At 61.1% G+C, this 25,919-nt stretch carries 32 protein-coding genes and 3 pseudogenes; 12 read left to right on the forward strand and 23 right to left on the reverse strand.

Annotation, left to right across the window (positions count from 1 at the left end; translation table 11 throughout):
* The first annotated feature begins 196 nt into the window (after positions 1-196).
* On the forward strand, positions 197-532 hold the full coding sequence (locus ACFLEY_RS39080) for a response regulator transcription factor (protein WP_249163482.1): 336 nt from the start codon (positions 197-199) through the stop codon (positions 530-532).
* A gap of 94 nt (positions 533-626) precedes the next feature.
* On the opposite strand, the gene ACFLEY_RS39085 is transcribed toward ACFLEY_RS39080, so the two are convergent.
* The gene (locus ACFLEY_RS39085; RefSeq protein WP_028175746.1) at positions 627-854 is read right to left on the reverse strand and encodes a hypothetical protein; all 228 of its coding nucleotides are present in this window, start codon (positions 852-854) and stop codon (positions 627-629) included.
* Positions 855-1,299: 445 nt separating this feature from the next.
* Here ACFLEY_RS39085 and ACFLEY_RS39090 point away from each other — a divergent pair, with 445 nt between their 5' ends.
* The gene (locus ACFLEY_RS39090; protein WP_060907971.1) at positions 1,300-2,643 is read left to right on the forward strand and encodes an IS1380-like element ISBdi2 family transposase; all 1,344 of its coding nucleotides are present in this window, start codon (positions 1,300-1,302) and stop codon (positions 2,641-2,643) included.
* A gap of 170 nt (positions 2,644-2,813) precedes the next feature.
* Here ACFLEY_RS39090 and ACFLEY_RS39095 read toward each other — a convergent pair whose 3' ends face one another.
* The 3 genes from ACFLEY_RS39095 to ACFLEY_RS39105 all read right to left on the reverse strand — a co-directional run bounded on the left by ACFLEY_RS39095 (position 2,814) and on the right by ACFLEY_RS39105 (position 4,252).
* On the reverse strand, positions 2,814-2,981 hold the full coding sequence (locus tag ACFLEY_RS39095; RefSeq protein ID WP_166466005.1) for a hypothetical protein: 168 nt from the start codon (positions 2,979-2,981) through the stop codon (positions 2,814-2,816).
* Positions 2,982-3,167: 186 nt separating this feature from the next.
* Positions 3,168-3,578, reverse strand: coding sequence for a DUF1236 domain-containing protein (locus ACFLEY_RS39100; RefSeq protein WP_396604385.1), 411 nt, complete (start codon positions 3,576-3,578; stop codon positions 3,168-3,170).
* On the reverse strand, positions 3,542-4,252 hold the full coding sequence (locus ACFLEY_RS39105) for a hypothetical protein (RefSeq protein ID WP_306421940.1): 711 nt from the start codon (positions 4,250-4,252) through the stop codon (positions 3,542-3,544). The genes ACFLEY_RS39100 and ACFLEY_RS39105 overlap by 37 nt, the downstream gene beginning before the upstream one ends.
* A 229-nt stretch (positions 4,253-4,481) precedes the next feature.
* Between ACFLEY_RS39105 and ACFLEY_RS39110 the strand changes: the two genes are divergently transcribed.
* Complete coding sequence (locus ACFLEY_RS39110) at positions 4,482-4,709, forward strand: hypothetical protein (RefSeq protein WP_060909052.1); 228 nt, start codon at positions 4,482-4,484, stop codon at positions 4,707-4,709.
* A gap of 250 nt (positions 4,710-4,959) precedes the next feature.
* Here the strand turns inward: ACFLEY_RS39110 and ACFLEY_RS39115 are convergent, their stop codons facing one another.
* From ACFLEY_RS39115 to ACFLEY_RS39140, 6 genes are all read right to left on the reverse strand, one after another.
* On the reverse strand, positions 4,960-5,469 hold the full coding sequence (locus tag ACFLEY_RS39115) for a PRC-barrel domain-containing protein (RefSeq protein WP_011090371.1): 510 nt from the start codon (positions 5,467-5,469) through the stop codon (positions 4,960-4,962).
* 140 nt (positions 5,470-5,609) lie between these two features.
* Complete coding sequence (locus ACFLEY_RS39120; protein WP_060909053.1) at positions 5,610-5,834, reverse strand: hypothetical protein; 225 nt, start codon at positions 5,832-5,834, stop codon at positions 5,610-5,612.
* An 18-nt stretch (positions 5,835-5,852) separates the two neighbouring features.
* On the reverse strand, positions 5,853-6,986 hold the full coding sequence (locus ACFLEY_RS39125) for a glycosyltransferase family 4 protein (RefSeq protein ID WP_011090372.1): 1,134 nt from the start codon (positions 6,984-6,986) through the stop codon (positions 5,853-5,855).
* Positions 6,987-7,117: 131 nt separating this feature from the next.
* Positions 7,118-7,327, reverse strand: coding sequence for a hypothetical protein (locus ACFLEY_RS39130; protein WP_028175743.1), 210 nt, complete (start codon positions 7,325-7,327; stop codon positions 7,118-7,120).
* A gap of 106 nt (positions 7,328-7,433) precedes the next feature.
* Positions 7,434-7,838, reverse strand: a complete 405-nt coding sequence (locus tag ACFLEY_RS39135) for a hypothetical protein (RefSeq protein ID WP_038967338.1) — start codon at positions 7,836-7,838, stop codon at positions 7,434-7,436.
* 17 nt (positions 7,839-7,855) lie between these two features.
* Positions 7,856-8,056, reverse strand: a complete 201-nt coding sequence (locus ACFLEY_RS39140) for a hypothetical protein (RefSeq protein ID WP_028175742.1) — start codon at positions 8,054-8,056, stop codon at positions 7,856-7,858.
* A 307-nt stretch (positions 8,057-8,363) separates the two neighbouring features.
* Between ACFLEY_RS39140 and ACFLEY_RS39145 the strand changes: the two genes are divergently transcribed.
* Positions 8,364-8,774, forward strand: coding sequence for a hypothetical protein (locus ACFLEY_RS39145; protein ID WP_028175741.1), 411 nt, complete (start codon positions 8,364-8,366; stop codon positions 8,772-8,774).
* A gap of 1,160 nt (positions 8,775-9,934) precedes the next feature.
* On the opposite strand, the gene ACFLEY_RS39150 is transcribed toward ACFLEY_RS39145, so the two are convergent.
* Positions 9,935-10,450 (reverse strand): inorganic diphosphatase, encoded by a 516-nt coding sequence (locus ACFLEY_RS39150; protein WP_060909054.1) that lies wholly within the window; start codon positions 10,448-10,450, stop codon positions 9,935-9,937.
* Between the two features lie 77 nt (positions 10,451-10,527).
* A complete protein-coding gene (locus tag ACFLEY_RS39155) occupies positions 10,528-11,043 on the reverse strand; it encodes a ferritin-like domain-containing protein (RefSeq protein ID WP_060909055.1) in 516 nt (171 codons plus the stop codon).
* Between the two features lie 207 nt (positions 11,044-11,250).
* Between ACFLEY_RS39155 and ACFLEY_RS39160 the strand changes: the two genes are divergently transcribed.
* From ACFLEY_RS39160 to ACFLEY_RS39180, 5 genes are all read left to right on the forward strand, one after another.
* Positions 11,251-12,756 (forward strand): FAD-dependent oxidoreductase, encoded by a 1,506-nt coding sequence (locus ACFLEY_RS39160; RefSeq protein ID WP_060909056.1) that lies wholly within the window; start codon positions 11,251-11,253, stop codon positions 12,754-12,756.
* A gap of 176 nt (positions 12,757-12,932) precedes the next feature.
* On the forward strand, positions 12,933-14,045 hold the full coding sequence (locus ACFLEY_RS39165; protein WP_038967337.1) for an FAD-binding oxidoreductase: 1,113 nt from the start codon (positions 12,933-12,935) through the stop codon (positions 14,043-14,045).
* 393 nt (positions 14,046-14,438) lie between these two features.
* Positions 14,439-14,795, forward strand: coding sequence for a PRC-barrel domain-containing protein (locus ACFLEY_RS39170; RefSeq protein WP_011090378.1), 357 nt, complete (start codon positions 14,439-14,441; stop codon positions 14,793-14,795).
* 563 nt (positions 14,796-15,358) lie between these two features.
* Positions 15,359-15,661 (forward strand): hypothetical protein, encoded by a 303-nt coding sequence (locus tag ACFLEY_RS39175; protein ID WP_028154436.1) that lies wholly within the window; start codon positions 15,359-15,361, stop codon positions 15,659-15,661.
* Positions 15,651-16,256, forward strand: coding sequence for a hypothetical protein (locus ACFLEY_RS39180; RefSeq protein WP_060909058.1), 606 nt, complete (start codon positions 15,651-15,653; stop codon positions 16,254-16,256). Before ACFLEY_RS39175 ends, ACFLEY_RS39180 begins: the two co-directional genes overlap by 11 nt.
* A 144-nt stretch (positions 16,257-16,400) precedes the next feature.
* Here ACFLEY_RS39180 and ACFLEY_RS39185 read toward each other — a convergent pair.
* Positions 16,401-16,724, reverse strand: a pseudogene (locus ACFLEY_RS39185) (DJ-1/PfpI family protein); the annotation flags it as partial.
* 196 nt (positions 16,725-16,920) lie between these two features.
* Between ACFLEY_RS39185 and ACFLEY_RS39190 the strand changes: the two are divergent.
* Positions 16,921-17,633, forward strand: a pseudogene (locus ACFLEY_RS39190) (SDR family NAD(P)-dependent oxidoreductase).
* Positions 17,634-17,655: 22 nt separating this feature from the next.
* Here the strand turns inward: ACFLEY_RS39190 and ACFLEY_RS39195 are convergent.
* From ACFLEY_RS39195 to ACFLEY_RS39210, 4 genes are all read right to left on the reverse strand, one after another.
* Entirely contained in the window at positions 17,656-18,333 is a 678-nt protein-coding gene (locus ACFLEY_RS39195) for an HAD family hydrolase (RefSeq protein WP_060912725.1), read from the reverse strand.
* 165 nt (positions 18,334-18,498) lie between these two features.
* Entirely contained in the window at positions 18,499-18,876 is a 378-nt protein-coding gene (locus ACFLEY_RS39200; protein WP_060909059.1) for a response regulator, read from the reverse strand.
* Between the two features lie 74 nt (positions 18,877-18,950).
* Positions 18,951-19,313, reverse strand: a complete 363-nt coding sequence (locus ACFLEY_RS39205; RefSeq protein WP_060909060.1) for a PRC-barrel domain-containing protein — start codon at positions 19,311-19,313, stop codon at positions 18,951-18,953.
* Between the two features lie 90 nt (positions 19,314-19,403).
* Positions 19,404-20,426, reverse strand: a complete 1,023-nt coding sequence (locus ACFLEY_RS39210; protein ID WP_082755528.1) for an IS630 family transposase — start codon at positions 20,424-20,426, stop codon at positions 19,404-19,406.
* Between ACFLEY_RS39210 and ACFLEY_RS39215 the strand changes: the two genes are divergently transcribed.
* Positions 20,399-20,587: a hypothetical protein gene (locus ACFLEY_RS39215; RefSeq protein ID WP_039184865.1), complete on the forward strand. Its 189-nt coding sequence runs from the start codon at positions 20,399-20,401 to the stop codon at positions 20,585-20,587. The two genes, ACFLEY_RS39210 and ACFLEY_RS39215, sit on opposite strands and share 28 nt — an antisense overlap.
* 216 nt (positions 20,588-20,803) lie before the next feature.
* On the opposite strand, the gene ACFLEY_RS39220 is transcribed toward ACFLEY_RS39215, so the two are convergent.
* The 6 genes and pseudogenes from ACFLEY_RS39220 to ACFLEY_RS39245 form a co-directional block, all read right to left on the reverse strand.
* Positions 20,804-21,445: a hypothetical protein gene (locus ACFLEY_RS39220; RefSeq protein WP_060909061.1), complete on the reverse strand. Its 642-nt coding sequence runs from the start codon at positions 21,443-21,445 to the stop codon at positions 20,804-20,806.
* A 575-nt stretch (positions 21,446-22,020) separates the two neighbouring features.
* Positions 22,021-22,179: pseudogene (locus ACFLEY_RS39225) on the reverse strand (DUF1259 domain-containing protein); the annotation flags it as partial.
* On the reverse strand, positions 22,152-22,319 hold the full coding sequence (locus ACFLEY_RS39230; protein ID WP_082755529.1) for a DUF1259 domain-containing protein: 168 nt from the start codon (positions 22,317-22,319) through the stop codon (positions 22,152-22,154). The gene ACFLEY_RS39230 and the pseudogene ACFLEY_RS39225, both read right to left, overlap by 28 nt.
* A gap of 70 nt (positions 22,320-22,389) precedes the next feature.
* Positions 22,390-22,575, reverse strand: a complete 186-nt coding sequence (locus ACFLEY_RS39235) for a hypothetical protein (RefSeq protein WP_396604386.1) — start codon at positions 22,573-22,575, stop codon at positions 22,390-22,392.
* Positions 22,576-23,299: 724 nt separating this feature from the next.
* Positions 23,300-23,440: a hypothetical protein gene (locus ACFLEY_RS39240; protein ID WP_166466004.1), complete on the reverse strand. Its 141-nt coding sequence runs from the start codon at positions 23,438-23,440 to the stop codon at positions 23,300-23,302.
* Positions 23,441-23,742: 302 nt separating this feature from the next.
* Entirely contained in the window at positions 23,743-23,964 is a 222-nt protein-coding gene (locus tag ACFLEY_RS39245; RefSeq protein WP_028175774.1) for a hypothetical protein, read from the reverse strand.
* A gap of 413 nt (positions 23,965-24,377) precedes the next feature.
* Between ACFLEY_RS39245 and ACFLEY_RS39250 the strand changes: the two genes are divergently transcribed.
* A protein-coding gene (locus ACFLEY_RS39250; RefSeq protein ID WP_129557324.1) for an IS3-like element ISRj2 family transposase occupies positions 24,378-25,507 on the forward strand; the annotation gives its coding sequence in 2 pieces (ribosomal slippage) (positions 24,378-24,630 and positions 24,630-25,507; 1,131 coding nt in all).
* The last annotated feature ends 412 nt before the right edge of the window (positions 25,508-25,919 follow it).

Here is a 25,919-nt window from a genome sequence, read left to right on the forward strand (position 1 = left end):
CCGAAACCCTGACGCCTCCACGAGCCCGCCTTCAAGGGGACTTCCGCAGCCATCATAAGACCACCAGAACCGGCTTCCAGTCATACTCGTCGGCGGGCTACCCAGGAACGGCTACGCATTTTGGCCGTTCGACATGAGAACAAATGCTATCGGATATGAGCCGCCAGCGAGCGTACTTCTTGTCGAGGACGACCCTTTGATCCGCGAATTCATCGTCGAAGCGCTGCGCGAGGCAGGCTATCACGTGATCCACGCGAGCACTGGGGAGGAAGCGCTGGCCTGGTGCAAGCGCCACGCCGCGGGTGTGCTGGTCACCGACGTCAGGCTACCCGGACAGGTCGATGGATGGCAATTAGCGGAGCGCTTCCGCGAGCAGGATCCGGAACTGCCGGTCATCTACGCCACGGGCTTCTCTCCCGCCACTTCACGTCCCGTTCCCGGGAGCCGCATCGTGTGGAAGCCCTTCCATCCGCACGAGATCGTCCGGATGGTCAAAGAGCTTGGCGAGGAAAAGGGAGCGCCGCCGAGTTAGCCGGTCTACTCGCGGCCTAGCTTAACCTGCGATCGCCGCAGCCTGGACCACCTAGGATCCGCAGCTTGGGCGCACCATGCCCTTTGCCGCGTAATCACCCTTTGGGCAGGCCCAGTTCCTCTACGGCCCGAACGCAGATTTCGGAGGGGTCCTTGAGGCCCGTCTGACCGATCTCGATGATCTTCTTGGCGATCAACTCGGTGAGAGGGTCGTTCCGATCCTGTACGCCAATCGAACGCAGCGCCTCTTCGTAAGCTCTCGAAAGCCGCGTGATCTCTTCGGGCCCCAGAGGCGAGTTTTGAAGTATCCGGTAGATGACCAATTGTTATCCCTCTACAGGGCGCAGCGTAGCACTGATCTGCTGAGGGAGCATTGCATCTTAGCAGCAAATCTTAACTTCCGTAGTCTGCGCTTGCTACGTTCAGGGAGTTTGCAGGCGGCCGGCGGCGAAGAAAGGCGTCGCAGAGGAGAACGGGGACCTCCGCGCGTTTCCTGGGCGACTGGACTCGAAACGTCTCTGGGACGCGGAAGGAACGATAGCTCGAATTGGCCTCAGCTCACACCCCGGCCCCCGAGCTGGGGCTTTCGGTTGTCGGGTGTCGAGAGGAGGCTAGTGTTGAGGTAGCGTGTAACGGCCCGGTCCTTAGCCCGTCTTATTCGTAAGAGTGCGCCTGAGGGCTGGCGAGCGTGGTGTAAAGCGCTGATGCGGCGTAGGATTCGGTTGCGAAGCCACCCCATCACCTTCAACCGCGAACGCCACGCCCGCCATGACCGATGATACGATTCTGCCCTTCTCGTTTCCAGCCATTCACGCCAAGAAAGTCACAGCTGCCTTCGATGGTGGGCGCCTAACCTCGAACGGGGGCGTGATGCTTCTGGCGATGGCCGAGCGGCGTCTCGGCTTGGCCGACAATCTGGCCCGGGTGTTCCCGGATCGGCGCGATCCGACGCGGGTCGTGCACAGCCTGGTCGATATGTTCCGCGCGCGCATGTTCGCGATCTGCTGCGGCTACGAGGACGCCGACGACCTCGATCATCTGCGGTCCGATCCCGCATTCAAGCTGGCCTGCGGACGGCTGCCGGACACGGGCCGCGATCTGTGTTCCCAACCGACGCTGTCGCGGCTGGAGAATGCTCCGCGCCTGCGCGACGTGATCCGACTGACCTACATTTTGGTCGACGCATGGATGGATAGCTACCCGCGCGAGCCGGCATCCGTCACGCTCGACATCGATGATACCTGCGATGTCGTCCACGGCCATCAGCAGCTCTCGCTGTTCAACGCTCATTATGACGAACGCTGCTTCCTGCCGATCCACGTCTACGACACGGAGAAGAGCCGTCCCGTGGCGGTCGTGCTGAGGCCCGGCAAGACGCCGGGCGGCGTCGAGGTGCGTGCCCTTCTGCGCCGCCTGGTACGGCATATCCGGACGCGGTGGCACAACACGCGAATTACGTTCCGTGGCGACGGGCACTATGCCCGGCCGGAGGCCATGGCGTGGTGCGAGACCAACGGCATCGACTACATCTTCGGTCTGTCCGGCACCAAGCCTCTCGCCAGAAAAGTCGACGAGGTCGCCGACGACATCCGCACCCGACGCGCCATCGAGAACCTGCCGGTTCTGCGTGGCTATACCGAGACGCGCCACAAGGCAAAGTCCTGGGATCGCGAACGGCGCACCGTCGCCCGTATTGAGGCGACGATGCTCGGCCTCGACATCCGTTTCGTCGTCACCAGCCTCGATGTCGGCTCGGCCGAGTGGATCTACGACAGCCTGTATTGCGCGCGCGGCCAAGCAGAGAATCTGATCAAGCTGCATAAGACACAGCTCGCCTCCGACCGCACCAGCTGCCGTTCGGCGCTCGCCAACCAGGTCCGTCTCGTGCTCCATACGGCCGCTTATTGGCTGATGCTGACCGTGCGCGAGGCCATTCCCAAAGTCCGGGAATTGGCCGCTGCCGAGTTCGCGACGCTGCGTCTTCGGCTCTTGAAGCTCGCCGCCCGTGTGGTCGAGACCTCGAGCCGCATTCGCCTTGCGTTTGCCGCGGCATGTCCCGAAGCCGACCTGATCTGCGGCTTGCCCGGCGCGCTGCTGCCGCTCGGTCCTTGACCGGCGGGGCGTCCGCCCCCGTTCGCCCAACCCATCCCTCAAGCGCGTTGCAAAGTACCGGTCGTCAGGCGGCGAAAAGCCGAAGGCAATCCTGTGCGCCTCGTCAGACAAGATGTGCGGCCGCATCAATCGGGCCCAAAAGCCGCACTCTCACGAATAGGACGGGTTAGCTATCCGTCGGCTCTGCTCCGAGAGTCCTTGGACCCGAGAAGCTTCAGCGCCGTATCGATCTTGGCGAGGAGCGCCTGGATTTCGGCGCGCTCGTTCGCGCCGGGTCCGGCTTCAAGCCGCGCCAGCAATTGCTCTTTCTGTCCCAGCAGCTTCGCAAGAGCGGACATCCGATCACCGCAATGTCGACCGTATCGAAAGGGCCGCTCGGAGAGCGGCCCTTTCTTGGTAACCGGCTACGGGTTGCCGAAGCTGAAGCCGCTGAGCGGGGCGGCGCTCGCAGCCGATCCCAAAAGGGAGGCGGCGAGCATTCCCAGTGCAATGATCTTCATGAATGTTCTCCTTCCTTGGCGAAATCAGTCGATCTCTTCGATGATGCGACGTTCCTGCGGTTCGACGATGTAGGTTCGGCTATCCCGGTGAATGTATCGGTACTCCCGCAGGCTCGGCGCCTCGCGATAGACCTCGTCGGGGAAGGCATCGATTTCCACGCCGTCCGGTAGGCGCTCGCCCCGGCGGATCTCAGTTCGCACTGTGCTGCCGGTCGTTTGCCGCTCGCGCTCGACGGGACGCGCCTTGACGTGCTTGCGGATCACCTCGCGATCACGATCGCTGAACGTGGTCTTCCGCTGCTCGGTGCGCGCCGGAGCGGCCGCCGTGGACCGGCCCGAGTACGGCAGGACCGCGACGATCTTGTAGCTGGAGGGCTCCACGATCACGACTTCGTCCTTCACCAGGACGAAGTTGTAGCCCCGGTACTGGGGCACGATCTCGACGACCTCGGCAGCGGCTGCAGACGGACATCCCGCGGCACGGCAGTGCCCACGGACAACGAGAAATTCACGTTGTTGAGGGGCTGCACGTTGAGGTGCGAAATCGACGTGCTGATCCGTGTCCGCTGCTGATCATTGATGTTCACCGAGGCATTCACGTTCGTGTTCGACGAACGATCGGCCGTATTCTGCTGGGTGCTCGGCTGCTCGGCCGTGTTCGTCGAGTTACTACCCGTCGGAGACTGCGCCTGACTGGCGCCCGAAGCTGGCGGGTTCGCGCTCTGCGCCCGGTTGTCCGTAGGCGGGTTGGTCTGCGTCTGGTCCGAAGGCGCATTGGTCTGGTTGGAGGGCTGGCTGGTCTGCGCCTGATTGGTCGAGTTGTTCGAGGTGGGCGCCTGCGTGGTGTTGGTGCCCGTACCGGAATTGGTCGTTTGGCCTGCAGCGCTCTGGCCGGTCGATGACGGAGACTGCGTCTGGGCCGAATTGGTCGAAGGATTGGTCTGCGCGGATCCCGAAGGTGTTGAAGAGGACGGCGTCGTCGAGGTGGAATCCGGCTGACGCTGCGTAGTTGACGGATTGGAGTTCGACGTGCTCGGAGAAGATTGCGCAAGAGCCGAAGTCGCGATCGCGACAGCAGCCGTCGTAGCCAAGAATAAACGCTTGTCCATCTGAACCTCCTAAATGCGGATGTCGATCAACCTCCGATGCGGCACGCGGTTCCTTTTCGGGAAAACCCGGCAGCTCTCGTGGCGGCGGGAGGTGAATTTCTTCCGGTAGACCCAAGATCGCGGTTGTGCCGAAATGGCGCTGGGGCGCTGCAGCCGCGAACAAACGGAACTTCAGTCAAACCACGCCGTTGGCAGTGACTACTTACGAATCATTTGAGGAGGACACACCATGAAGAAGCTGATTGCGTGCGGCGCGCTTGCCGCTTTCGCCCTCGGCACGCAGGCCGCCAGCGCCGCCGAGTTCTACATCGTGCGCGACGCGACCACAAAGAAGTGCACTGTCGTCGACACCAAGCCGACCACTACGACCACGACGGTGGTGGGCAACGGCGTCTACAAGACCAAGGTCGAGGCCGAATCCGCGGTGAAGACCACCAAGGTGTGCACCGAACAGTAAATATCGCGGGCTTCAGGCGGCCACTCGGAAGCGTTCGGACAGCAATTGGAGGAAATGCCGTACTCATTTTGTGGGCCGTTCCTGCCGTCCTCGTTATTGGCGGCCTCGGCTATTTCTTAATTCACATGCACTGAACGACGACCCGCCCGATGATCCGGGCGGGTCTTTTTTTCCCGACAACCGTCGGTGGCTCACGGCGGACAAAAAAGGGCCCCGTGATGGGGCCCTCATCTCTGAACTCTCGTCCCATTTAGTTGTAATCTGAGTATTTGAACTGCGGGAGCGCCTTCAATTGCTCCTTGTTGCCACTCATGACGGCGTGGTCAGGGACCCAATCGTTCGTGCTGCGGTTCGTGGTGGTTGTCGCTGCGGCGCCGGTGGTGGTGTCGCGCGACGTGGTCGAGGTGCTGCTCGAACTGGTCCGGACCGGCTCTTCGACGAACTTCAGCTTGTCCATCGAGACGGCGATGTCGTGCTCACCCATCCCCAAAAAACCGCCGATGCCGATCACCACCGCGTTGATCTTACCGCTCTTGTCGACGAGCAGCTCGTTGATGTCGCCGAGCTTCTCGTTGGCCTCGTTGTAGACGTTCAGGCCCATGAGCTTCGAGGCGCGCCAATTTCCCTTGAGCGCGATCTTCGCATCGGCCGAGTGGGTGGCCGCCGGCGCGGCGCGATCGGCCGGCTGAGTGGTTTGCGCGTACGCAGCGCCGCCGATCACAGCAGTGCCAAGCAGAGCGACGGCAAGAAAGCTTTTCATCGATTATCTCCTCCAACGTGAGCCAACATCCGTACAGATGCCGGCGCCAACGCCCGGGGCTGCCACTTGTTCCTGAATTGACTCTTGTTCAGAACGGTGCTCTCGCGAAGGATTCGATCCGCGCTGCGGACGCCGGTGCGCTACCGACGTTCGGTGGTAACAAGCCGGACGGGAATGCGCTTACCGTCGGAGCGGAGGCAGGCTTCCGAGAAATGCGGCCAAACCTGCTTCGAACAGACTTCCGCTTCCTTCGTGGAATCGCTTGCCGGCTGGACCTGCGGCTGCGGAGGAGGCGCCTCATCCGCAAGAGCCGCCGTCGTTGCGAGCAGAACGAAAGCTGCCGTTGCGTAAATAATGGTTTTCATGTGTCCTCGATCGCCAACTCAACGACCAGAGTCCGAAGCCGTTCCGACAGGTCGGGAAGACTGTGCTGCCCCTTTCGCGAATCCTTCGTCTCCTCCAGGTATCTGAACACTCTCGGCTGCGCGGACTCCGCGATCGACCAACTCGCGATATCGGATCTCGTACTCCCTCGCCATCCGGCTCGCGGCGAAGCGCTCCTCGAACCGGGCGCGGACTGCTCTTCTGTCCAGCCGGCCCAGTTCGTTCACCGCCGCGATCGCCTGCTCCTCGTTGTCGACGATAAAGCCGGTCACGCCGTCTTCCACCACTTCGGGCACCGAGCCCCACCGGTAAGCGATCACAGGCGTCCCACACGCCATCGCTTCGATCATGACGAGCCCGAAGGGCTCCGGCCAATTGATCGGAAACAGCAACGCGGCGGCCCCGGCGAGGAAGGGCTGCTTCCTGATTTCGTCCACCTCGCCGACGAGCCGGATCTCTTCACCATCGATGTTCGGTTCGAGCTTCTTCTTGAAGTAGGCCGTCTCCGCGCGAGGAATCTTGGCGGCGACCCGCAGCGGCATCCGCGCGGCCCGCGCGATACGTATGGCGGCTTCCGGTCCCTTGTCTGCCGTCAGCCGCCCGAGAAAAGCCAGGTACGAACCATGGTCGTAAGAGGGCCGAAACAGGTCCTTGGGCATGCCGTGCTGGATCGTTGCGATCCAGTTCGCATCCGGAAGCGGCCGACGCTGGTTGTCGGAAATCGAGACGAAGCCCGCGTTCGGAAAGGCCCCGATCACCTTCGATAGACCGGGAAGGTCGAGGCGGCCGTGCATCGTCGTGAGGAAAGGCACCCCGGTCCGGCTGAGCACAGGAAGTGGCAACCAGTCGACGTGGGAGTGGATCACGTCGAAGTCGCTCGCGCGCTCGGCAATGGCTTCTATCAGCAACGCGCAGGCGGCGCTCGGGTCCGCGCCCCTCCGGCCCAGGCGCAGTGCGCGCGGCCACACCGGGTGGAGCTTTCCCTTCGTCTTCGAATCTCCGCTCGCGAACAGGGTGACGTCGTGTCCGAGCTCGACCAGTTCGTCCATCAGCCAGGCGATCACCCGCTCCGTGCCACCATACAGCTTTGGAGGAACGCTCTCGGCCAACGGAGCAAGCTGGGCAATCCGCATCGGCTAGGCCCCGAGCACGAACCGCAGGACCGTCACGATAGTCGCGGAAATGAGGGATGAAATCGCGAGCATTGTCCAACTCGGCCTTGTGCTTCCGCGAGCCACGCGTGCGGCGAGCATTTTCATCCCCGTCAACATTCGTCTTCGGGAAGCCGGTGCAGGTAGGCTATCCCGAAGCTGGCGAGTTCTTCGGCATCGCTCTCTCGCTCATCCCCTCTCCTTTGCAGGTGGCGCTCGAGCAGGCAGCGACGGCTGTCCTGTGCATCGACGTCGGGGTGCCTCGCCCGGTACACCGTCCAGGCGGTCTCCGCGGCCCTCATCAAGGCGACTTCGTCGACCATCTTCACCTCCGGCGACCGCACCAATCGCAGGCAACTCAAGAGGGTTCGGAAAGTTTCTAGTTTTTCCCGAAGCCTCGAAATACCGGCGGAGATCCGCGAGGAGGAGTCAGGAGGCCCTCCCTCGCGCCCGCTCGCGGGCGGCTCGGCGGCGTTGCAGTCGGTTGCTTCGGCCGGACGTTGTGGAGGCGTGAGGTCGGGGCGCGGGGGCTAGAGATGAAGGTTCGGCTCCGAGGCCTTCGCTTGTGGGCTCCAGTTCGCGAGGCCGCGCTTCCATGAATTCCAGCACTACCCGGCCCTTCTCGGTTATGCGCCAGCCACCGTTCAGTCGCTCGACCAGTCCTTGCGAGAAGATATCCAGATCCGGCACGCGCGCGGCCAGGCGCTTGGTGCGCTCCACCCAGTCACGTCCGCTCGTCGCAAGGATCGCCATGTCGCGCTTGAGGTCCGCCATGACTGCGAATCCATCGGGATAGCTCACGAGGATCTTGAGCACGGTGACCTGGAAGTTCACGCCCCGGCTCCCTTCCGCTACCGCCACATCGTCGGTGCGTCGTGGAGAGCCTCGCAGCCGACCTGCTTTAGTCTCTCGCGCGAAGTGTCGCCGTTCGTGGCGGCTTCCAGAATCCTGGATGCCACGAAGCTGCGTGCGCCGGTCTCATAGCGCGAGACGTCTGCGCAGACTTCGTCGAGAACGGCGCGCAGAAGCGCGGTCGTTGCCGGATAGAACATGGGAGGCCCCAAAAGGAGAAATAATCGTAGCGCAATCGCGGGGGCGCCGAAATCAACAGTGTTAAGCGCCCCAATATCTGGCCAAGTCTACACTCGAAGTCCAGCTCGGCAAGCTCCGAAAAGTCGCCGCACCGCACGCGGATTGAACCGGTCTTCGGTCGAAATGTTTGTGTTCCAAGCTCGAAACTCTCAAGTGACGACGTCCCGGCGCCGAGCACCATTGCCCCTCGGCACCGGGGCAACCAGCAACCATTGCCTATTTTTCCCGTTGTCTGGCCGGGCCAGAAACGTGGAGAGGAGGAATCCGATGAAGAAGATTGCAATGGTGGCGGCGACGGTCGGCGCTCTCGGTCTCGGCTCGATCGCGGCGACGTCGCCCGCCGAGGCTCATTGGCGAGGTGGCTGGGGACCGGGTATAGCCGGCGGCCTGATCGCCGGCGCGGTGATCGGCGGGCTTGCCTCCTCGGCGTATGCCTGGGGGCCGGGCTACTACGACTACGGTCCGGGCTACTACGGCGCCGGATACTATGGCGGACCCTACGCCTATGACTATGGGTACGATGCGCCCTACCGCTGGGGCGGCGGCTACGCCACGACCTACTACACCGCGCCGGTGTCCTATGGCTACCGGTACCGCCGCGTCGTCCGGCCCGCCTACGCCTATTACCGCGGCGCCTATCCGGTCGTGCGGCACCACTGGCATCATCACCACTGGTGATACGGCGCCGTCCCTTGAGGCCCCCGTCAGGCCGCGCTCCGAACGGGCGCGGCCTTCGTGGAGCAGGATATTGCAGGTCACCACCATCCGCCGGTGAAGAAGTCGTGCCGGCCGAACGCCAGCCGTGGTTCGGCTGGCCTCCTCACGGATTTTCGTCCACCGCTTCGCCTGCGGGCGGACTTCTGCGCGTTTGCGCGCCGGCGGCTCTTTCTTGGCGTCGGACGGCGGTGCTGCAGGCATCGAGGCCATCGCCTCTCCCACTGATTGCTCCGGTTCTTCCGGCATGGGATCAGCCTCCGCGCGATCTTCGGAACATCGGTGCGCAGGCGCGTGTCGAAGCTTTGCCTCCAACTCCAGACAAACCGCTGCATCGGACTAACCGACGCGATGGGCCAACATGATGTTCGACGCACTTTTCGCGCGCACCGAAACAATATCCATCGTTATCGTCGGCTAACGGTGCAACTCACGAGCAACATGCGCTCTCCCTCGCAGAAGCTTGGGGACATTCTGCCATTAGGTCAACGCTTCTGTATTTTCCGAATCGACAGTTCATGGTGGCTCAGCCACGCGCCACGTTCCGGGGTGTAGGAGTGAGCCAGTTTCTGTCGACGCTTCTGCTAGTTACCGCGGTAATTTTGACCGTCTGCTTTGGAGTGGCGGCCTGGCGCCTCTCTGACGAGAAGGACATCGACGTCACTGGCCAAATTCCGCGCCAGTCCTATGGCTGGAAACCGACATCGAGGAATTGAGCGGGCCGCACCGCGATCTGCTCTGGAGCAAGCCACTTTCAGAGTACGCCCTCCATCAGATGTGCAAGCGTCTCTTGATCCCGCTGCCGATCCGCGGGCATTTCAAGAAGCGGCCGCCAAGGCCGCCATTGGACGGAGACCCGATAAGGGACCGACTCGACGAGTACGACGTGATAGGCCCGTCGGCGTGGTTCGCCCCACGCAGATGCAAAATCCCCAGCGCGCGAACGCTGGGGTGGCCGCATCCATTAATGATCGAGATGCGGCCGCGAAGATCGAGGCGCTGGCTGAGGAATATAAGAGGCGCGCTGGGGCGCTCAGCGCTTCCAAAGAGGCGGAAGCACACAAAGGATTCGGACGAGCCCTGACTGCAGCCAGTATCAGACTGCGTTCAGCAAGCCTACGCCTCTAGCGGGCCAGACGCCGGATTGCCTTAGCCGCCCGGCGTGGACCATGCCATCCGAGAAATTCCAGCTCCTTGTTCTCAAGCGCATTCGTCGCCCGAAAGAATTGTTCAAGGTCGTCGCGCGCGCGGGAAGGCAGTTTGCGGACGTCCTTGATATCCGTTTCGAGCGGTGATCGCTCAGGCACCGCAAACACGCGGTCGTTTCGTTCCTTCTTGCCCTTGCTTTTCTGTTCGACCTCAAGAATGCCAACTGGACGACAGCGCAGCACGACACCGGGGTATGTCTGCGCGTCATGCAGGATCAGCACATCCAGCGGATCGCCGTCCTCGGCTTTCGTCGAGGGAATGAAGCCCCAGTCGTAGGGATAGGTCAGACCTGCCATCAGCGGCTTCGCCAGGGCAAAAACGCCAAGCTTGGGATCGAAATCAAGTTTGCACGAGCTGCCCCGCGGCGTTTCGACCACGGCGAAGATATTATCGTCGTCGGCCCAACTCGGCAATTTCGTCAGATCGGTCATCGCAACAGATCACGCATTTCGCACCGACAACGGGGACGGGCCCGACGAAATCGCGTCGGTCAGGCCCCCTGCTGACATCACGCGGCGGTGGACGCTTTCTTGTTGACGCCCTTGCGCAGTGCGACGGTATTGAGCTTGGTGTTCGCCGCCTTCTCTTCGTTCAGATTTGTGGTCAAAAATCGCACGATATCGTCGTGGCCAAGTTCTTCCGCCCAGGCAATCAGCGTACCGTAACGGCATATCTCGTAATGCTCGACGGCCTGCGCGTTCGCGACAATCGCCGCGTCAAGCACCGTCTTATCTTCGATCTCGCCAGCCGTCTCGTTCGCTTCTTTGATCAGACCGTCGATAGCGGGACATTGCGTGCCGCTCGGCCCCTTGCCCAGCTTCTCAAAAGCCTTTTCGAGACGCTCGATCTGCTGGTTAGTTTCTTCCAAATGGTTCTTGAGGCCCGCCACCAGATCGCGGTTGGTCGCCTTCTCGATCATTTTCGGGAGCGCCTTTATGATCTGCTGCTCGGAGTAATAAATGTCCTGCAAGCCGTGTAGGAGCAAGTCATCCATTGTTTTGAGGTCTCTTGTGAAGAATCCCATAGCTTCCCTCCTCGTTCTTAAGGCATGGGAACGCGCGCTTGCGAACCTTGTTCCTCCGCGGCTCCGTCCAGCGGCCGCCCAAGGACCCCCTCGCGTCTTCGGGGTTGACGATTCGCGCTGCGGGGGAACGGAGTTGCGGCGGCCGGCCGCGTGGCAAGAAGGAACTCTAGCATCAAGCCGGTGTTTTGCTTTTTTGCGGAGTTTTGCATGGTCAGCACCTCGCTATGGATGGATACCGAGATATTGCCGGAGGCGAGTGCGCTCAAAGGTGATGTGCATTGCGATGTAGCCGTTGTCGGCTCGGGGATTGCCGGTCTGTCGACCGCCTACGAGCTCTCCAAGCGTGATCAGTCGGTGATTGTCATCGACCGTAAGGGCATCGCGAGCGGTATGACGGCGCGCACCTCGGCGCATCTTGCGCCGCTTTGCGATGATCTGATGAGTGAATTCAGGAAGCTGCGTGGCCCGGAAATCGCAAAGCTGTTCTACGAAAGTCAGGCGGCGGCCGTCGATCGTATCGAGGAAATCCAGGCGAGCGAAACCATCGCCTGTGACTTTCGGCGTCTCGATGGGTATCTCTTTCAGGGCCACGGCATGCCGGCCGATGTGCTCGATGAGGAGCTGGAAGCGGTGCGCGAAGTCGGTGCCCCCGTCCATCGGCTGGTCGGCGTTCCTCTCAAGGGATGTGAGAACCGTCATGTGCTTCGCTATCCGCGCCAGGCGACCTTCCACCCCCTCAAATATCTTGCCGGCGTGGCCGCAGTTTGCCAGACCCACGGCGTCCGCTTCTTCGCTAACAGTCCGGTCGAAGAGGTTGCGCAAGGAGATGGCGACGTTACGCTCCGAACCGCACAAGGGCAGATTACGGCCGGTAACGCCGTGATCGCGACCAACGCCTCAATTACCGACCGCTATCAACTGCATTCCAAAGTCGCTCCCTACCGCACCTACGTGCTCGCTTTCGCGATTGCACGGGGCGAACTCCCCGACGCGCTCTATTGGGATACCGAGGATCCCTATCACTATGTGCGGCTGCAACTAGGTTCCGACGATCATGACGTCGTCCTTATCGGCGGCGAAGACCACAAGAGCGGTGAAGCAAATGACGCCGAGAAGCGCTTTGCCAAATTGGAGAGCTGGGCGCGCGAATTGATCCCGGGCCTTGGCAGGGTCACACACCGCTGGTCCGGCCAGGTTCTCGATACCATTGACTATGCCGGCTTCATCGGCCGCGAGCCTGGCAGCGAACGCATCTACCTCGCGATGGGGGATTCCGGCCAAGGGCTGACCCATGGCGTGATGGGCGCGATGCTGAACACGTCCCTTATTCTCGGCGAGCCCAACCCCTGGAGTGCTGTATATGCGCCTGGCCGCACACCACTTGCGGCCGCCAGGAATTTCTTGCGCGAGAACCTGACCATCCTACAAAACCTTGCCGAGTATGTGGCACCGGGTGAAATTGCCTCCCTTGAGAAGATTGAGCCGGGTGAGGGCGCCATCCTACGGCGGGGCTTCGAAAAGATTGCCGCCTACAGGGACAAGGCCGGCGAACTGCACCTTCATTCGGCAAGCTGCACGCATATCGGTTGTCATCTGCACTGGAACAGCTTCGAGACCTGCTGGGACTGTCCATGCCACGGCTCGATCTTTGCGCCAAACGGACAACCGATCAATGCACCAGCCGTGTCCGCCTTGCGACCCGTAAAGGTCTAACGAAACTGCTTCTATGCTCTCGGGAGAGTTCCATCTTTAAGGACGAAGACATCGAGCAGGATGATCTGCGCAGCTCCCGCACCCCTTGGGCGGCCCTGCCTCCCCCACCGATAAAGCCTATCGCCGACAGCTTTCGTTGCGATGCTCTGGTAATCGGCGCCGGCATAACGGGTGCTCTGGTGGCCGAACGCCTGACACGGCAAGGTCGTCAGGTGGTCATCATCGATCGCGAGCTTCCCAGCCTCGGCAGCACAGTTGCGAGCACCGCGATGCTGCTCTGGGAGACCGACCGTCCTCTCTTTGAACTCGCGCAGCTCTATAACTTCGAGAAAGCGGTCCGCTGCTATCGGGCTAGCCACCATGCCGCGCGGGGCTTACTTGCCCTGGTCACCGATCACGGAATTGCCTGCCAGATGCGGCCACGTCTTTCGCTTTATTTGGCCGTCGATGACAGTCCGAAGCTTGTTCGGAATGAATATGCCCTGAGGAGCCGCGCTGATCTGCCGACACTGTTTCTCGATCGTGTCGAGCTGCTCAACCGCTTCGGCATCGCGCGGGCAGGCGCCCTTTTGTCAAGGGACGCAGCCGACGCCGATCCGGTGCGACTCACACGTGGCCTACTTGATGTCTCTCTCCAACGCGGCGCCCGCCTCCTGAAGGCCAACGCGGTTGCCTACGACAGCGCGGCGTCAACTGTGACCGTCGGCCTTGAAAACGGGCTTTCGATCGAAGCGCGCCATGTCGTGCTCGCGACCGGCTATGTGATGCCGAATATTGTGGGCTCCACATCGAACCAGCCAGCCTCCAGCTGGGCAATCGCGACCCGACGTCGGCCGAACGCTCTGTGGCCCGAGCAAGCGCTGATCTGGGAAGCGACCCGCAACTATCACTATGCGCGCACTACGCCGGATGGCCGCGTCATCTTTGGTGGCGAAGATGATGATGCCATCATCGATCCCGAAGCTCGCGCTGCCGCGACGCCGGCAAAGGTAAGAGCGCTCAAGGAGCGCCTGAAGGCGCTTTGGCCCCGCGCATCCACCGAGGTGGCCTTCACCTGGTCCGGCGCGTTCGATACCACCCGTGACGGGTTGCCGCTGATTGGCGCTGTGCCCGGCTACAGGAATATCCTTGCCGCCTTCGGCTATGGCGGCAACGGGATTACCTTTAGCTTCCTCGCGGCGGAACTGCTGGGCACGCTGCTTTCAGGAGGCTCTTCGCCCCTGCTCGACGTTCTTGCGCTCGACCGCGATCTCCCAGCTAACGACGCGCCATCAGATAGCCAAGCATGAAGGCGACGAGCAGCGACGGCAGTGGGGCCTCCCGGACCACATCACGCAGAAAGGCGCGCGCCCGGCCGGGCGGTTGCCCCTCTTCCAAACTCTGCCGCACACGAGACCGAATTGGACCCTGGAAGCCATTTCGTGCCTCCTCGCGGGGGCGTGCGTCGTGGTGCTGCAATTTTTGCTTGGACCGTAGGATTGACGACTTACGGCGCGCCGGAGAGGACCGCGCGCAGGGACGCGATGGTTTCAGCTTCGAATATCGTGAATTCCGGCGCGCCAGCGCGGTGCTCCCGCCGGTGCGGCGAACAGGTCGGCGGCCACACGCGCTGAGAAATCGCAGGAACGAGCACCTGCCGATCTCACTTGTCTTGCATCAATCTTTTCAGGAGGAGGACGACGATGGAAACGGAAAGACGTGAAACGGGAACGCTGATCGGCAGCGACAAGGTCGAAGGCACGGCGGTATACGGCGCGGGTGACCAGAAGATCGGGTCGATCGAGCGCGTGATGATCGACAAGGTGAGCGGGCAGGTGTCGTATGCGGTTCTCGGCTTCGGCGGGTTCTTAGGCATCGGCGACGACCACTACCCGCTTCCATGGCAGTCACTGAAGTACGACACGAACCTTGGCGGGTATCGGACCAATCTCAGCGCCGACAGGCTGCAAGGAGCGCCGCACTACGGCAACGATAACGACTGGAATTGGGACGACCCAACGCGAGCGAGAGCGGTGAACGACTACTATTCCGGCTTCTAGCCTTGCCGGCGGTCGAGGCCCTTTTGTCGCGAGCGCGCTTCCGGCTGGTGCCGCACGCGAAGTTGAAATGGGTCAAGGCGAAGCAAGGCCAGACTTGGAGTTGTACCGAGTGGCGTTAGCACTCACATGCTCTTACGGTGGTGGGGCCCGGCGCCTAAGCCCTCCGGGTCCCGCTTCTAGAGTGCTCGAGCCATCGGACGGCCTCAGCGAGCTTTCTGTCCATCTGCGCACGGGATCCTGGAGCGGATTGATTCCATCGCGGTATGCGCAGGCATGCCGGTCGCGCCCGGCCTTGCCGGGTTCGCTGTTCATTGGGTCGGCGAAAGCTGCGATGCTTCGCGAGCGCGGCGAAACGCAACGAAACTGGCAAAATCCGCGAAATCTGTGCGGCTAATACGCATGCCTTCGACTCTGCCCGTATGCCATGGCGACTCAATCATGTTGACAGCCATTCCGCATTATCGCGGCTCACCCCGATGGCGGCCGTTGTATCCGCACCGCGATGGAACCTACAGGCTTTTCCGATCTTGAACCGAATATTTCCAAACGACGGGAGGAGCGTCATGCCTCGTGGCGACAAGTCAAGTTACACCGACAAGCAGAAGCGACAGGCTGAGCATATCGAGGAAGGCTATGAACACCGTGGCGTCCCGGAGAAGGAAGCCGAGCGGCGCGCCTGGGCGACCGTAAACAAGGAGACCCACGGCGGGAAGAAGAGCGGCTCGGGTCGAGGCACTGAGGAAGACCATTCGCCGTCCCGCAAAGGTGGCAGATTGGGCGGCGCGGCGTCGGCCAAGCGGCCGGCATCGGAGCGTTCGAGGTCCGCCAAAAAGGCGGCCAAGACCAGAAAACGACGTGCTGCGTAAAGTCATCGAAAGGGAAGACGGGTCTCGAAGCCGTCTTTTCCTTGGAGCGTTTGTACTCCTCACGGCGCTGATCTATGGCGTCCTCAGCTATCACTATCCAAACCGCGCGTTGGATCGCGTGGCCGAAAACGTTACGCGCGAGAGGTACCGAAGGAACGAAACCTGGCGCGACGCGATCGGGACTTCGATATTGGCTAGGACGCGCTCCAAATCCGCGGCGCTCTACCGAATAGTCGTCGAAGCTTATCGCCTGTTCTCAAAAATCTCCGGCAGGGCGATAGGCCAGCCAGCGACCTCACGCTGGACGGCTCAACCCAAGTTCCATGTTCAAGGTGACCTCATCGTCAAACACCCATCCTCATCATCGAACAACCATGGAGTCCCTTATGTCGCTGTCACCTTCCCGAGCCCCGCAACGACACTGCGCGAGATGCGCGGGTCCATCATCAAGGACGCGGACAAGACGGAGGTGCGAACCGCGATCACGAGCATGGTGAAGGCGGCACGCTGGATCTTCCGACCTCTCCTAGAGACATTGACCACGACGACTAACCGTTTCGCGGGCGACGTCAGAGCCCATCCTGGAATGGCCTAATCTGACGCCGACAAACTCGTCACGTCTTTCATGTCCCGATATCGATCAGCGCTATGCCTATATCTGGCTTCTTCCTCCGCCTGAGATGAGCTGGCGTGTCCGCGACGACCAACTCGAGCGTCGGTCGAACCTTTCCTTCGAGAAGATGCCCGCGACGACCTTCTTGGCATCGAAGATATCCTTGATGAAAAGCGCCTTGGGCTCGACTCGCAGAAGATCCGGATTGATCTGCCCGCCGGGCAACACAATCACGTCGTAGTCGGGGGCCGATGCCTCCTCGAGCGCCTTGTCGACCTTCACCGGCCGCCCCCAATCCTTCTTGTCCCAGCCTTTGATCTCGCCGGCGGCGAGCGAGACGACATCGACCGTTGCGCCAGCCTTCTTCAAGCGATCCTGCGATACTTCCAACTCGGCCCGCTCGAAGCCGTTCGTGGCGAGAATGGCGATCCTTTTGCCGGTCAGATCCATGGGTCCAATCCTTCGTTTCGGGGTTTTGTCCAACAATCGATCGTCTCGAACATCGTTCCTGAAGAGATAGCTCGGTCGAGAGTTAGGATTCGACCGCCGAGACGACGGTTATCAGGGGTTAGAAGCAGCAGGAGCGCCTCGCATCGCTGGCAGGTTCAATGGCAAAGTCGTCATCGTCACAGGAGCAGCTTCCGGCATCGGAGAAGCGACAGCTCGCCGCTTCGTTACAGAGGCCACGAAGGCAGCCCTCGTCGACCGCAATAGAGCCTTACTGGAAGAAGTCGCCAAGAGTCTGCCCGCCGACCAGGTGATGGTCCAAGCCACCGACGTGTCGGACTCGAGCGCCATCGACGAAATGGTCGCGGCGGTTGTCGACCGCTTCGGACGGCTGGACGTTGTCGTAAACAACGCGGGCGTCCATGAAGGGGGCGCCCCCGCTTCCATCACCGACAAGAAATGGCGGACGGTAATGTCGACTGACGTCGACGGCGCGTTCTATGGCTGCCGCGCGGCACTGCCCACCTTGAAAAGACCAGGGGCTCGATCGTGAACAGGGTGTCAGTCTCCGGGACCGATGGCGATTGGGGCATGAGCCCCTACAACGCGGCGAAGGGCGCCGTCGTCAATCTGACGCGCGCCCTTGCCCTGGACCTCGGCAAGAAGGGCATCCGCGTGAACGCGGTCTGTCCTAGCCTGACGCGTACGGGCATTACGGAAGACATGATGGACGACAAGGAACTGCTCGCGAAGTTCGCCGAGCGGATTCCGTTGGGCCGCGTCTGCGAACCAGAGGAAGTTGCCGCCGTGATTGCGTTCCTGGCAAGCGAAGACGCGAGCTTCATGACCGGCGCCAACGTAGCGGTGGACGGGGGCGTATCCGCCTCCAATGGGCAACCGCCGCAGGAATAGCCGTAGAGCGCCGGTCGCGGTCCTATTTTGTGAGCGCTGTATTGCCGAACCGAGCGTAAAGGGTGCCTGGACCGGGGTACACTTCGACGCACCCAGCTTCCCGCAGCGAGTTTTCGGTGAATCCGCCGCAGAGGACGCCGATGGCCGAGACGCCCGCCTTGCGGGCCGCGATAGCATCGTAGGGCGTGTCGCCGATCGCGACCGCTTCAGACCCCTTGATGCCAAGCTTCTTCAGCACGACTTCGAAGATGTCCGGGGCCGGTTTGGATTCATCGACGTCTTCGGAGGACGTAGCGACGTCTACCAGATCGGAGATGGCAGCGATGTCGAGGTACTTCTTGAGTTCGTCCTCCTTCGCCGAGGATGCTACAGCGATGCGGAGACCGGCCTCGCGGACGCGCTGCAGGAGTTGTGAGACCGCCGAGAAGGGACGGATGAGCGGTAGATAAGTCGACTTGAAGCGGTTGCCGCGCCACTCCTCCAAATGCTTGCCGTGTTCTCGCTGCTGTTCATCGGACAGAAAAACCGGGATGAGCTTATCCCCGCCCTTCCCGATCTGGCTGCGCACCTGCTCGAAGGTGACGTCGTGACCAAATTCCACCATCGCTTCCTGCCAGGCGAGCGCGTGGAGATCTACCGAGTCCAGAAGCGTGCCGTCGAGATCGAAAATGGCTGCTTTAGGCAATTCGCTGTCCTCCATGTCCATCACGACCAAGCGATGCGCACCAATCCGCTAGAGCGTGTTCTTCGCTATGCGCCGGTTGAGCATGCACGGCCAAGGCATCGCCACTACGCGGATCCGCCGGCGACCATTGCGGGCTTGATCGAAGGATCGGAGTTTCACAACGATCCCGGTTCGACCCGGCTAGGCCCGGGTATCCAGTAGCTGCGAGACGGCGGCAGCCAATTGCGCCGGCGCAAAGGGCTTCTCAATCAGGAGGCTGCCATCGACGCCCTGCGATTTCCAGTCTGGCGCGCTGGCGCTCGTCATGTAGACCACAGGAAACCCAGGCGTGATTTCCCTGATTTGCCGCGCCAGCTCCCATCCGCTGATGCCGTCACCCAGGTTGACGTCCGTCAGCAGCGCCCGACACTGCTCCCGGCCGTCCCGAAAGGTGGACATCGCCGCCTCTCCCGAATGGACCGAGCAGGCCTCGAAGCCGCCGTCCGACAAGGCGTCCTCGATGAAGCTGCAAATCAGAGCTTCATCCTCCACGACCAGAACACGAACGGCATTACTCACTTTTCAAGTCTCCTCGACAACCGATGCGGGTCGTCTGGCGTGGCGGGTGCGTTGCGTGGCGAGGCCGTGCTGGATCAAGCCACCGGCACACCGTAGTAGGCATTCACGGAGCGTGCGGTCGCGGGATCGCTCCAATTCCAACTGCTCTCGTCGGCGTATTTGGGGGCGCTGCGGAGATGGTCCTGGGTAATGCCGGTGACGTAGCCGCCGAGATTGGTGTCGTACTTCAGCGCCTGCCAAGGCAGCGGATAGTGAACGTCGCCGATGCCGAGCAGGCCGCCGAAGCTCAGCACCGCGTGCGATACCTTGCCGCTGACCTTGTCGATCATGACGCGCTCGATGTAGCCGACCTTTTCGCCGTCGGCCCCGTAGACATTCGTACCCTCGACGTTGTCGCTTCCGATCAGGCTGAAGGTCTCGCGATCTTCCATGGCCATGTTGACCTCCCGAATGTTGTCTTCTGGAGTCAACGGGAGGACGATGGCGCCGTTCCTGGCTGAAAGCCTCGGTGGCCCTAGTACCCGGAATCAGAGCTGAGTGATACGGCGGCCTTTGAAACGGCGTTGACGGACCTTTTTCTTGGTCCAGACGAAGGGCTCGGCTCTGTCGTTGTATGCGTTGACGTAGGCATCGATGTGTTCCTGAAGCTGCTTGAGGCTCGTGAAGGAGGTGCCGCTGAGCGACTGCCCCTGCAAGATGGAAAACCATACTTCGACCTGATTGAGCCATGACGCACTTGTCGGCGTGAAATGAAATTGCACGTTGGGGTGGGCCTTGAGCCAGTCCTCGTTCTTTTTATGGGTGTTGAGGTTGTCGAGGATGACGTGAAGCTTGCGGTTCGGAAAAGCCGCGGTGACGCTGTTCATGAAATCGAGAAACTCGACGCGGCGCCGGCGTTTTGAATGGGTCGCGATGATCTTTCCGGTGGCGACTTCGAGCGCCGCAAACAATGTTGTGGTGCCATGCCGCTTGTAATCGTGGCTTTGGCCGGTCAAGGCGCGGCCATTGGGCAACTTCAGATAACCCTGCGCTCGCTCCAAAGCCTGGATCGAGGGCTTCTCGTCCACGCACAGCACAATGGCCTTCGCCGGCGGCGCGACATAGAGGCCGACAACATCGGCGGCTTTGGCCGTAAAGTTCGGGTCGTTGCTCTCGCACCAGGACTTGCGAGCCACCAGGTCAATCTTGTGGCTGCGCAGGAACCGCCAGACATATTGGACATCGACATCGCCCAGCGCCTCGGCCAGCAGGGGGCCGGTCCAGCGCGCAAACCCTTGCGGTGGCGGCTTATCCAGCAGCTTCAGAATCCGCTTGTCGGTCGTCTTCGTATAGATCGGCTGCTTGCCAGGCCGCGGCTTGTCTTGCAGCCCTTCAAGGCCATGGTCGGCATAGCGATGCCGCCAAAGGCTGACAATCCGCGGCTGGACCCCAACTTCCTTGGCGATCGACCGGGTGCTGCGCCCATCCGCCGCCAACAGAACTATCCGCGCCCGCTTCAGTTTTGGATGAGCGGAGTTCGAGCATGGAACTGACCGAGCTGGAGCGCGAATTTCTGAGGAAGCTGCTCGGCGAATCCTGGGTCAGCCCGCCGATGTTCGACCATGAGATCGTGGCCCGGCTGGTGGAGCTCGGTCTCGTGGAAACCGAACCGCTTCCATCCGGCGATATCGAATACCGGATCACTGACGCGGGGCGAGCGGCGGCCGCGTAAACGCGATTCGGGAATCTCAGGTTCCGTTCCCGGCTGAACGATCGATCGGATGACCTCGGCCGCAACGCTTTGCCTGCAAGCGCGGCCCAGGTCCAAGGTTCCTGCGAGGCAGCGGAATGCCGCGGCGGCACCCTAGAGACCTCAAGTCCGGAGGAACGATATCGTCGTATCCAAGATCCTGCAGAACTTAGCCATCGGCCGAGGCCGCCTCACAGGTTAGAGAAACGCCCCCGAATCGTCGAAGTTGGCATCGCGTCCGGCATGTAACGAGAAGCTCCGACAACTGCCGCCGCGGCCTCGCAGTCCGTAGTGCGAGGGAATGTCCAGCCAGACCTGCTGCAGCGCAGGAACATTCTTCAGATCTAGAGCGACCCCATGCAGCTCTTCGACGTAGTTGCCGGCCTTAGGAAACCAGAACGGAACGGTCCGGTCGGTGTCGCCGAAATTAGTGGCGATCAAGGTGTACTGAGCGCCGTCGTGACGCGCGAACAGCAGGATGCCGAACTGCTGATACCGATCCCAATCATTGAAGAAGAAGTATGTGCCTTGACGAATGTTCTCTCTCTGCCGCCGAATGCGCAGCAGCCTGCGCACCAGGCTCACGATCGGCCGGCCTGACTCATCGTAGAAAAAGTCCCAACGCATGGGCCGCAGCAGCGATACCCGGCCCATTCCGAAATCGGGCAAAAAATAGTTCTCCGCAAACTCCTCGCCTTGCCAGAGCATCGGAACGCCTTTGCTCATCAGCAGACAGATCAAATAGGGCTGCAGCAGGTACCGGCGCCTGCGGTCGCCCTCCGCGAACAGTGGATTGCCTGCTTCGTCCGGATCCATCTTCCTCGAAGCCGTCGACGCCATGACCCCTGCTCGTCGTTCAGGAAGGGCATCATCATGCTCAACAACGAGGATCGCGGATGCTTCGTGAAGACCGCACGTCGTTACACGCGCGTGTGCAGCCCCGGCAAACTTGAACTGCTATCCTCCTCCTCACCGACTTCGCCCACGTGGCTGACGAGATCGCGGCCGGCGAAGCCTACGGCAACATGACCCGCTGCGGCGGGCTATTTTGGGAGGCGTTCGCGGCTTGCGTTCTCGACGCGGATTGGTGATGGGAGACCAGCAAACGGCAGCGATAGTGAACGGTCGCCGCGCGGGTACGGTCTTCCCATGCCGCAGTGGTAATGCGTCCTATGTGCAGGAGTCTCTGGAATAATACGGTGCAGTTGCGATGCAGGAAGTCGCACGTTGAAGTGGTGAGAAACGTACATACGTGGCCTTCATTGCGGCAGGACCACTGGAGCGGGCAGACATCGCAGGGTCGCAGCGTTAAGCAAGGGATTGCGAGATGCGCGCTGATCGCGTTGAGCCGCTTCGCCGCGCCGCCGTAGTTGTTCTGAAGCTCGGAACTCGGCCTCGGTCTTGCGACCTCTGCCTCAACTCTTCGTGCTGGCCGTCTTATCGAGTGCCGCGCAAGCTTTCTGCGAGCTTGACCGCGTCATGTTCGCCCAGAAGTGCAGGAAGAAAAGCCGTGGCTGCTTGTCCAGCATGCGGCTATGAAGCGCGGTCACATCGATGCCGTGGGTACGTAGCGCTTGACGGGGTCGCCATGTCCGGCGACGTGCATGTAGAACGTCGCAGGGCTCGCGCACAGGGGATGGTTGTGCACGGCGCTGTACGGTGGCGGACCACCAGCCGGTCTTTCGCGCCGCAAGCGATCATCCCAGTATAACATTTGCCTCCCGAGCCATCGCCGCCTGCTTAGTTATTGCGGCGTCGAGGAGGGCCAATGTCGCGCTGCCGCTTCAATTTGGTGCGCCGTGACTGATTTCGTGCCGCGTGTCTGTCCTACCAACGCTACCCTGATCAGCAGGATCATAATCCGGTTGCAGGACTTGAGGAGTTTCACGCGCGATCAGAAGCTGTTTCCGCATTTCGGCGAGGCGGGCGCGGCAATATTCGCGGTAGAGCAAGTCGAATATGGCGGGCATGGATACCCCCATCGTTTGAGTATCGCTAGAGATAACTTCCACCACGGATTCGGATAATCGTTGCCCCGGCGATGGCTGTCCGATGTGACCATTTACAGGCCGAGCCAATTCAAAAACTCAAAGGACGATTGGCTGGCTTGCAGGTCGGTGCAAAAGGAACAGGGCTGATTACCTAAAAAAATATTATAGCAGCCTTCTGTTTCCGCATAACTTCGTCAAACAACTTAAGAGCGCTGCTCCGCGAATAAATATCCAACTACAGCGCGAAATAACTTACCACTGGATGCAAGTACCCTTGGCTGCAACGCCGCCTGTTAGCCTCCGGACCGAAGCAAGAATGGATCGACCGAGGCAGCTAGTCGGTCTGCCACTTGCATCTTAGGCGTGGACTGCCCTTCGGTGGGCAGCGAGCCGATGGAGTTGATTGCCAGCCCAGCACCAGCGGCAAGAACAGCTATCACAATCGCAGAGAGATATTTTATCCTCATGGCGATCCTCCATCGCTGACGACAAGACAATTGTGTTCGCTCAAAATTGGTTCCGCTGCGGGCGCTCCGAAAGAGTTCCACAGCGAAAAGAAACGGCGACGGTGATGAGAGGGTACGTCGGGGCCGTGGCCATTCCACATATGACAGTGCTGATGGCTAGATGCCCTTCACCCTTTCACGGTAACTGGACCCGCTTGCGGGCGATTGGCCACCGCATTTCTGGCTGCGGCGACCGACTACTCGTGATCCGCTCGCAGAGCCGCCTCCAATTCTGCAACGATGTCGAGCAACAGGCCCAGTGCAAGCGGATTAGTGACGTCGCGCTCCATCATGCGGTAGCGCATGATCTGATCTTGAAGCTCCTCGTCGTCGTTCATAACGCGCCCCGCAATTGACGCGAACGAGGTCCATGGTTGCGTGGACGGTCAAAAAGTTTGGCCGGAATTGAGGCGTCCACCCGGCCAACCGCCATACGCGGATCTCTCAGAACATTCCGATCAAGGCGAAAAGCGCAACCTCGATTAGGACAGTGAGGCCCATGATGCCGACAGTGAGAATTGCTTCGCCCGGTGGTAGAGGGGTCATAGCGTGCCTCGCATATTGCGAAGCCCCGAAGCCCAATAGCCAACCCGCCGAAGTCGGGAATGTTTCAGGTCCAAGCGCGTTAGCCACAAGATGCCTAACGCATCTCGAGTTCCTTGATCGCCAAAGCCGCAATTTCTGCCGGGGCGAAGACCTCCGTTTGCGCGATCTTGATTATCTTGCTCGCGACCATTTCCGTGAGCGGATCGTCGCGGTCTTGGACACAAAGCGTATGGAGTGCCTGCTCGTAAGCTGCCGTGATGCGGCTGACCATTTCCGGCTTTAAATTGGCGGTTTGTAATCGCAGGTAGGTAGACACTTCTTGCCTCCCCAAGCCCACGCGGGAGAGCAGGATAGCACGCGAACCCCGTTGGCGATTGAAAACTTCGGAAGCTCGGAGCAGCGGTATCAGCGCGAAGCTGGGATCAAGGTGGCATCTCGCACGTTACTACGGCGGCGGCAGGATATCCGTGCATGGCAAGGAGGCGGTGCACGTCAAGGCCAACGGTGGCAGCCATGGCAGATACCCCTTCGACCGCGCCCGTGGTCCATCCGCCAAATTTAGATCATCCGGATCATCGCCGGGCGATCTGCAACGAGATTGGTGAGCGACTTCGCGGCACCCTCACGGACGATCTCACCCCAGAGCTGGCCCCGCAAATTCGGACAGTAGCTTGAGTGGATTTTCTGCCTGACAGCGGCGAGGATTCTTGCTGCGAATCAGGAGCGAAGATGACGAAGAAGAGCCGCCGGACGCATTCTCCGGCATTCAAGGCGAAGGTTGCTTTGGCTGCGGTCAAAGGCGACAAGACACTGGCGGAGCTGGCGCAACTGTTTGATGTTCATCCGAACCAGATCACGATCTGGAAAAACCAGCTCCTGGAAGGCGCCGCCGGCGTGTTTGGGCATGACAAGACATCGGCCGAGACGCCGGTCGATTTGAAGGCGTTACATGCCAAGATCGGCGAGCTGGCGTTGGAAAACGATTTTTTGTCCGGCGCGCTCACCAAGGCGGGCCTGCTGAGCGCAAAGCGATGATCGACCGCGGTCATGATCTTTCTATCGTGCGCCAGGCGAAGGTCCTGAAGCTGGCTCGCAGCACGGTCTACTATGAACCTCGGCCAGTTTCGGCCGAGGACCTTGCCTTGATGCGTCGGCTCGATGAGCTGCATCTCGATTATCCCTTCGCGGGAGCGCGTATGCTGCGATCGTTGCTGCGGCGGGAGGGCGTATACGCCGGTCGCCGCCACATCGCGACGCTGATGAAGCGCATGCGGATCGAGGCGGTCTATCGTCGCCCGAACACGAGCAAGCCGGCTCCGGGTCACAAGATCTACCCGTACCTGTTGCGCGGATTGAAGATCGAGCGGCCCGACCATGCGTGGGCAATGGACATCACCTACATTCCGATGCGGCGTGGCTTCGTCTATCTCGCGGCGGTCGTCGATGTGTTCAGCCGACGGGTCCTGGCCCATCGCGTCTCGATCACAATGGAGGCGGCCTTCTGCGTCGAAGCGGTCCAGGAGGCGTTGGCGAAGCACGGCAGGCCCGAGATTTTCAACACGGATCAGGGCAGCCAGTTCACCAGCCTCGAGTTCACCGATGTGCTGCTGGACGCGAAGATCGCCATCAGCATGGACGGCAAGGGCGCCTGGCGCGACAACGTGTTTGTCGAGCGGCTCTGGCGCACGGTCAAATACGAAGAAGTTTATCTCCGCGCCTACGACAGCGTGTCCGAGGCGCGAGCGTCAATTGCCAAGTATCTGGCCTTCTACAATCAGGGACGCCCTCACTCGAGCCTTGACGGGCGCACGCCCGACGAGGCTTACTTCGGCACGCAAGCTATGGTGATGGCCGCATGACCGTCGCCGACGGTTTTGTCGTCGCTCTGGTCGGGCTACGCCCTCCCGACGCAACGACAAAACCGTAAAGCCCCGCGTTCAGCATAACCCGGCAGGAATCCACTTAAATCCAGCGGGGCGCTGTCCAAACAACCGGGGCCAGCTCTCCCGCTACCATTGCGACTGCAAGGCATGGTGGAGCGGCTGACCGACTTGGATGGCGACGCCCCATCGGCCGCGCCGGATCGCCGGAGCGGTGCGCCATCCCGGCTACTCTCGAAATTTGTGTCAGCGCTTTCGCGGGCTCTCCGAAAGGGCCCTTGAAGTGCGGGGACGTGAGACCGCACCTTTTCGGCGCATTTCACCCGGACGATTTTCGAATTTAGTTTGCTAGAGTGCGCCACTCGCGCGTTTCCAAGTGAGGGCTGTGTGG

This window comes from Bradyrhizobium sp. YCK136 (genome assembly GCF_044570075.1).
Lineage (GTDB): Bacteria > Pseudomonadota > Alphaproteobacteria > Rhizobiales > Xanthobacteraceae > Bradyrhizobium > Bradyrhizobium diazoefficiens.

Excerpts from the sequence above, each read along its gene's own strand:
- ACFLEY_RS39095 (WP_166466005.1), bottom strand. The coding sequence starts at position 2,981 with ATGTCCGCTCTTGCGAAGCTGCTGGGACAGAAAGAGCAATTGCTGGCG.
- ACFLEY_RS39175 (WP_028154436.1), top strand. The coding sequence starts at position 15,359 with ATGCCTCGTGGCGACAAGTCAAGTTACACCGACAAGCAGAAGCGACAG.
- ACFLEY_RS39110 (WP_060909052.1), top strand. The coding sequence starts at position 4,482 with ATGAAGAAGCTGATTGCGTGCGGCGCGCTTGCCGCTTTCGCCCTCGGC.
- ACFLEY_RS39235 (WP_396604386.1), bottom strand. The coding sequence starts at position 22,575 with ATGCCCGCCATATTCGACTTGCTCTACCGCGAATATTGCCGCGCCCGC.
- ACFLEY_RS39115 (WP_011090371.1), bottom strand. The coding sequence starts at position 5,469 with ATGAAAAGCTTTCTTGCCGTCGCTCTGCTTGGCACTGCTGTGATCGGC.
- ACFLEY_RS39220 (WP_060909061.1), bottom strand. The coding sequence starts at position 21,445 with ATGGCGTCGACGGCTTCGAGGAAGATGGATCCGGACGAAGCAGGCAAT.
- ACFLEY_RS39130 (WP_028175743.1), bottom strand. The coding sequence starts at position 7,327 with ATGGTCGACGAAGTCGCCTTGATGAGGGCCGCGGAGACCGCCTGGACG.
- ACFLEY_RS39195 (WP_060912725.1), bottom strand. The coding sequence starts at position 18,333 with ATGGAGGACAGCGAATTGCCTAAAGCAGCCATTTTCGATCTCGACGGC.
- ACFLEY_RS39205 (WP_060909060.1), bottom strand. The coding sequence starts at position 19,313 with ATGGCCATGGAAGATCGCGAGACCTTCAGCCTGATCGGAAGCGACAAC.
- ACFLEY_RS39155 (WP_060909055.1), bottom strand. The coding sequence starts at position 11,043 with ATGGGATTCTTCACAAGAGACCTCAAAACAATGGATGACTTGCTCCTA.
- ACFLEY_RS39140 (WP_028175742.1), bottom strand. The coding sequence starts at position 8,056 with ATGTTCTATCCGGCAACGACCGCGCTTCTGCGCGCCGTTCTCGACGAA.
- ACFLEY_RS39215 (WP_039184865.1), top strand. The coding sequence starts at position 20,399 with ATGGAACTGACCGAGCTGGAGCGCGAATTTCTGAGGAAGCTGCTCGGC.
- ACFLEY_RS39160 (WP_060909056.1), top strand. The coding sequence starts at position 11,251 with ATGGTCAGCACCTCGCTATGGATGGATACCGAGATATTGCCGGAGGCG.
- ACFLEY_RS39145 (WP_028175741.1), top strand. The coding sequence starts at position 8,364 with ATGAAGAAGATTGCAATGGTGGCGGCGACGGTCGGCGCTCTCGGTCTC.
- ACFLEY_RS39120 (WP_060909053.1), bottom strand. The coding sequence starts at position 5,834 with ATGAAAACCATTATTTACGCAACGGCAGCTTTCGTTCTGCTCGCAACG.
- ACFLEY_RS39105 (WP_306421940.1), bottom strand. The coding sequence starts at position 4,252 with ATGGACAAGCGTTTATTCTTGGCTACGACGGCTGCTGTCGCGATCGCG.
- ACFLEY_RS39240 (WP_166466004.1), bottom strand. The coding sequence starts at position 23,440 with ATGAACGACGACGAGGAGCTTCAAGATCAGATCATGCGCTACCGCATG.
- ACFLEY_RS39230 (WP_082755529.1), bottom strand. The coding sequence starts at position 22,319 with ATGTTATACTGGGATGATCGCTTGCGGCGCGAAAGACCGGCTGGTGGT.
- ACFLEY_RS39090 (WP_060907971.1), top strand. The coding sequence starts at position 1,300 with ATGACCGATGATACGATTCTGCCCTTCTCGTTTCCAGCCATTCACGCC.
- ACFLEY_RS39150 (WP_060909054.1), bottom strand. The coding sequence starts at position 10,450 with ATGACCGATCTGACGAAATTGCCGAGTTGGGCCGACGACGATAATATC.
- ACFLEY_RS39170 (WP_011090378.1), top strand. The coding sequence starts at position 14,439 with ATGGAAACGGAAAGACGTGAAACGGGAACGCTGATCGGCAGCGACAAG.
- ACFLEY_RS39125 (WP_011090372.1), bottom strand. The coding sequence starts at position 6,986 with ATGCGGATTGCCCAGCTTGCTCCGTTGGCCGAGAGCGTTCCTCCAAAG.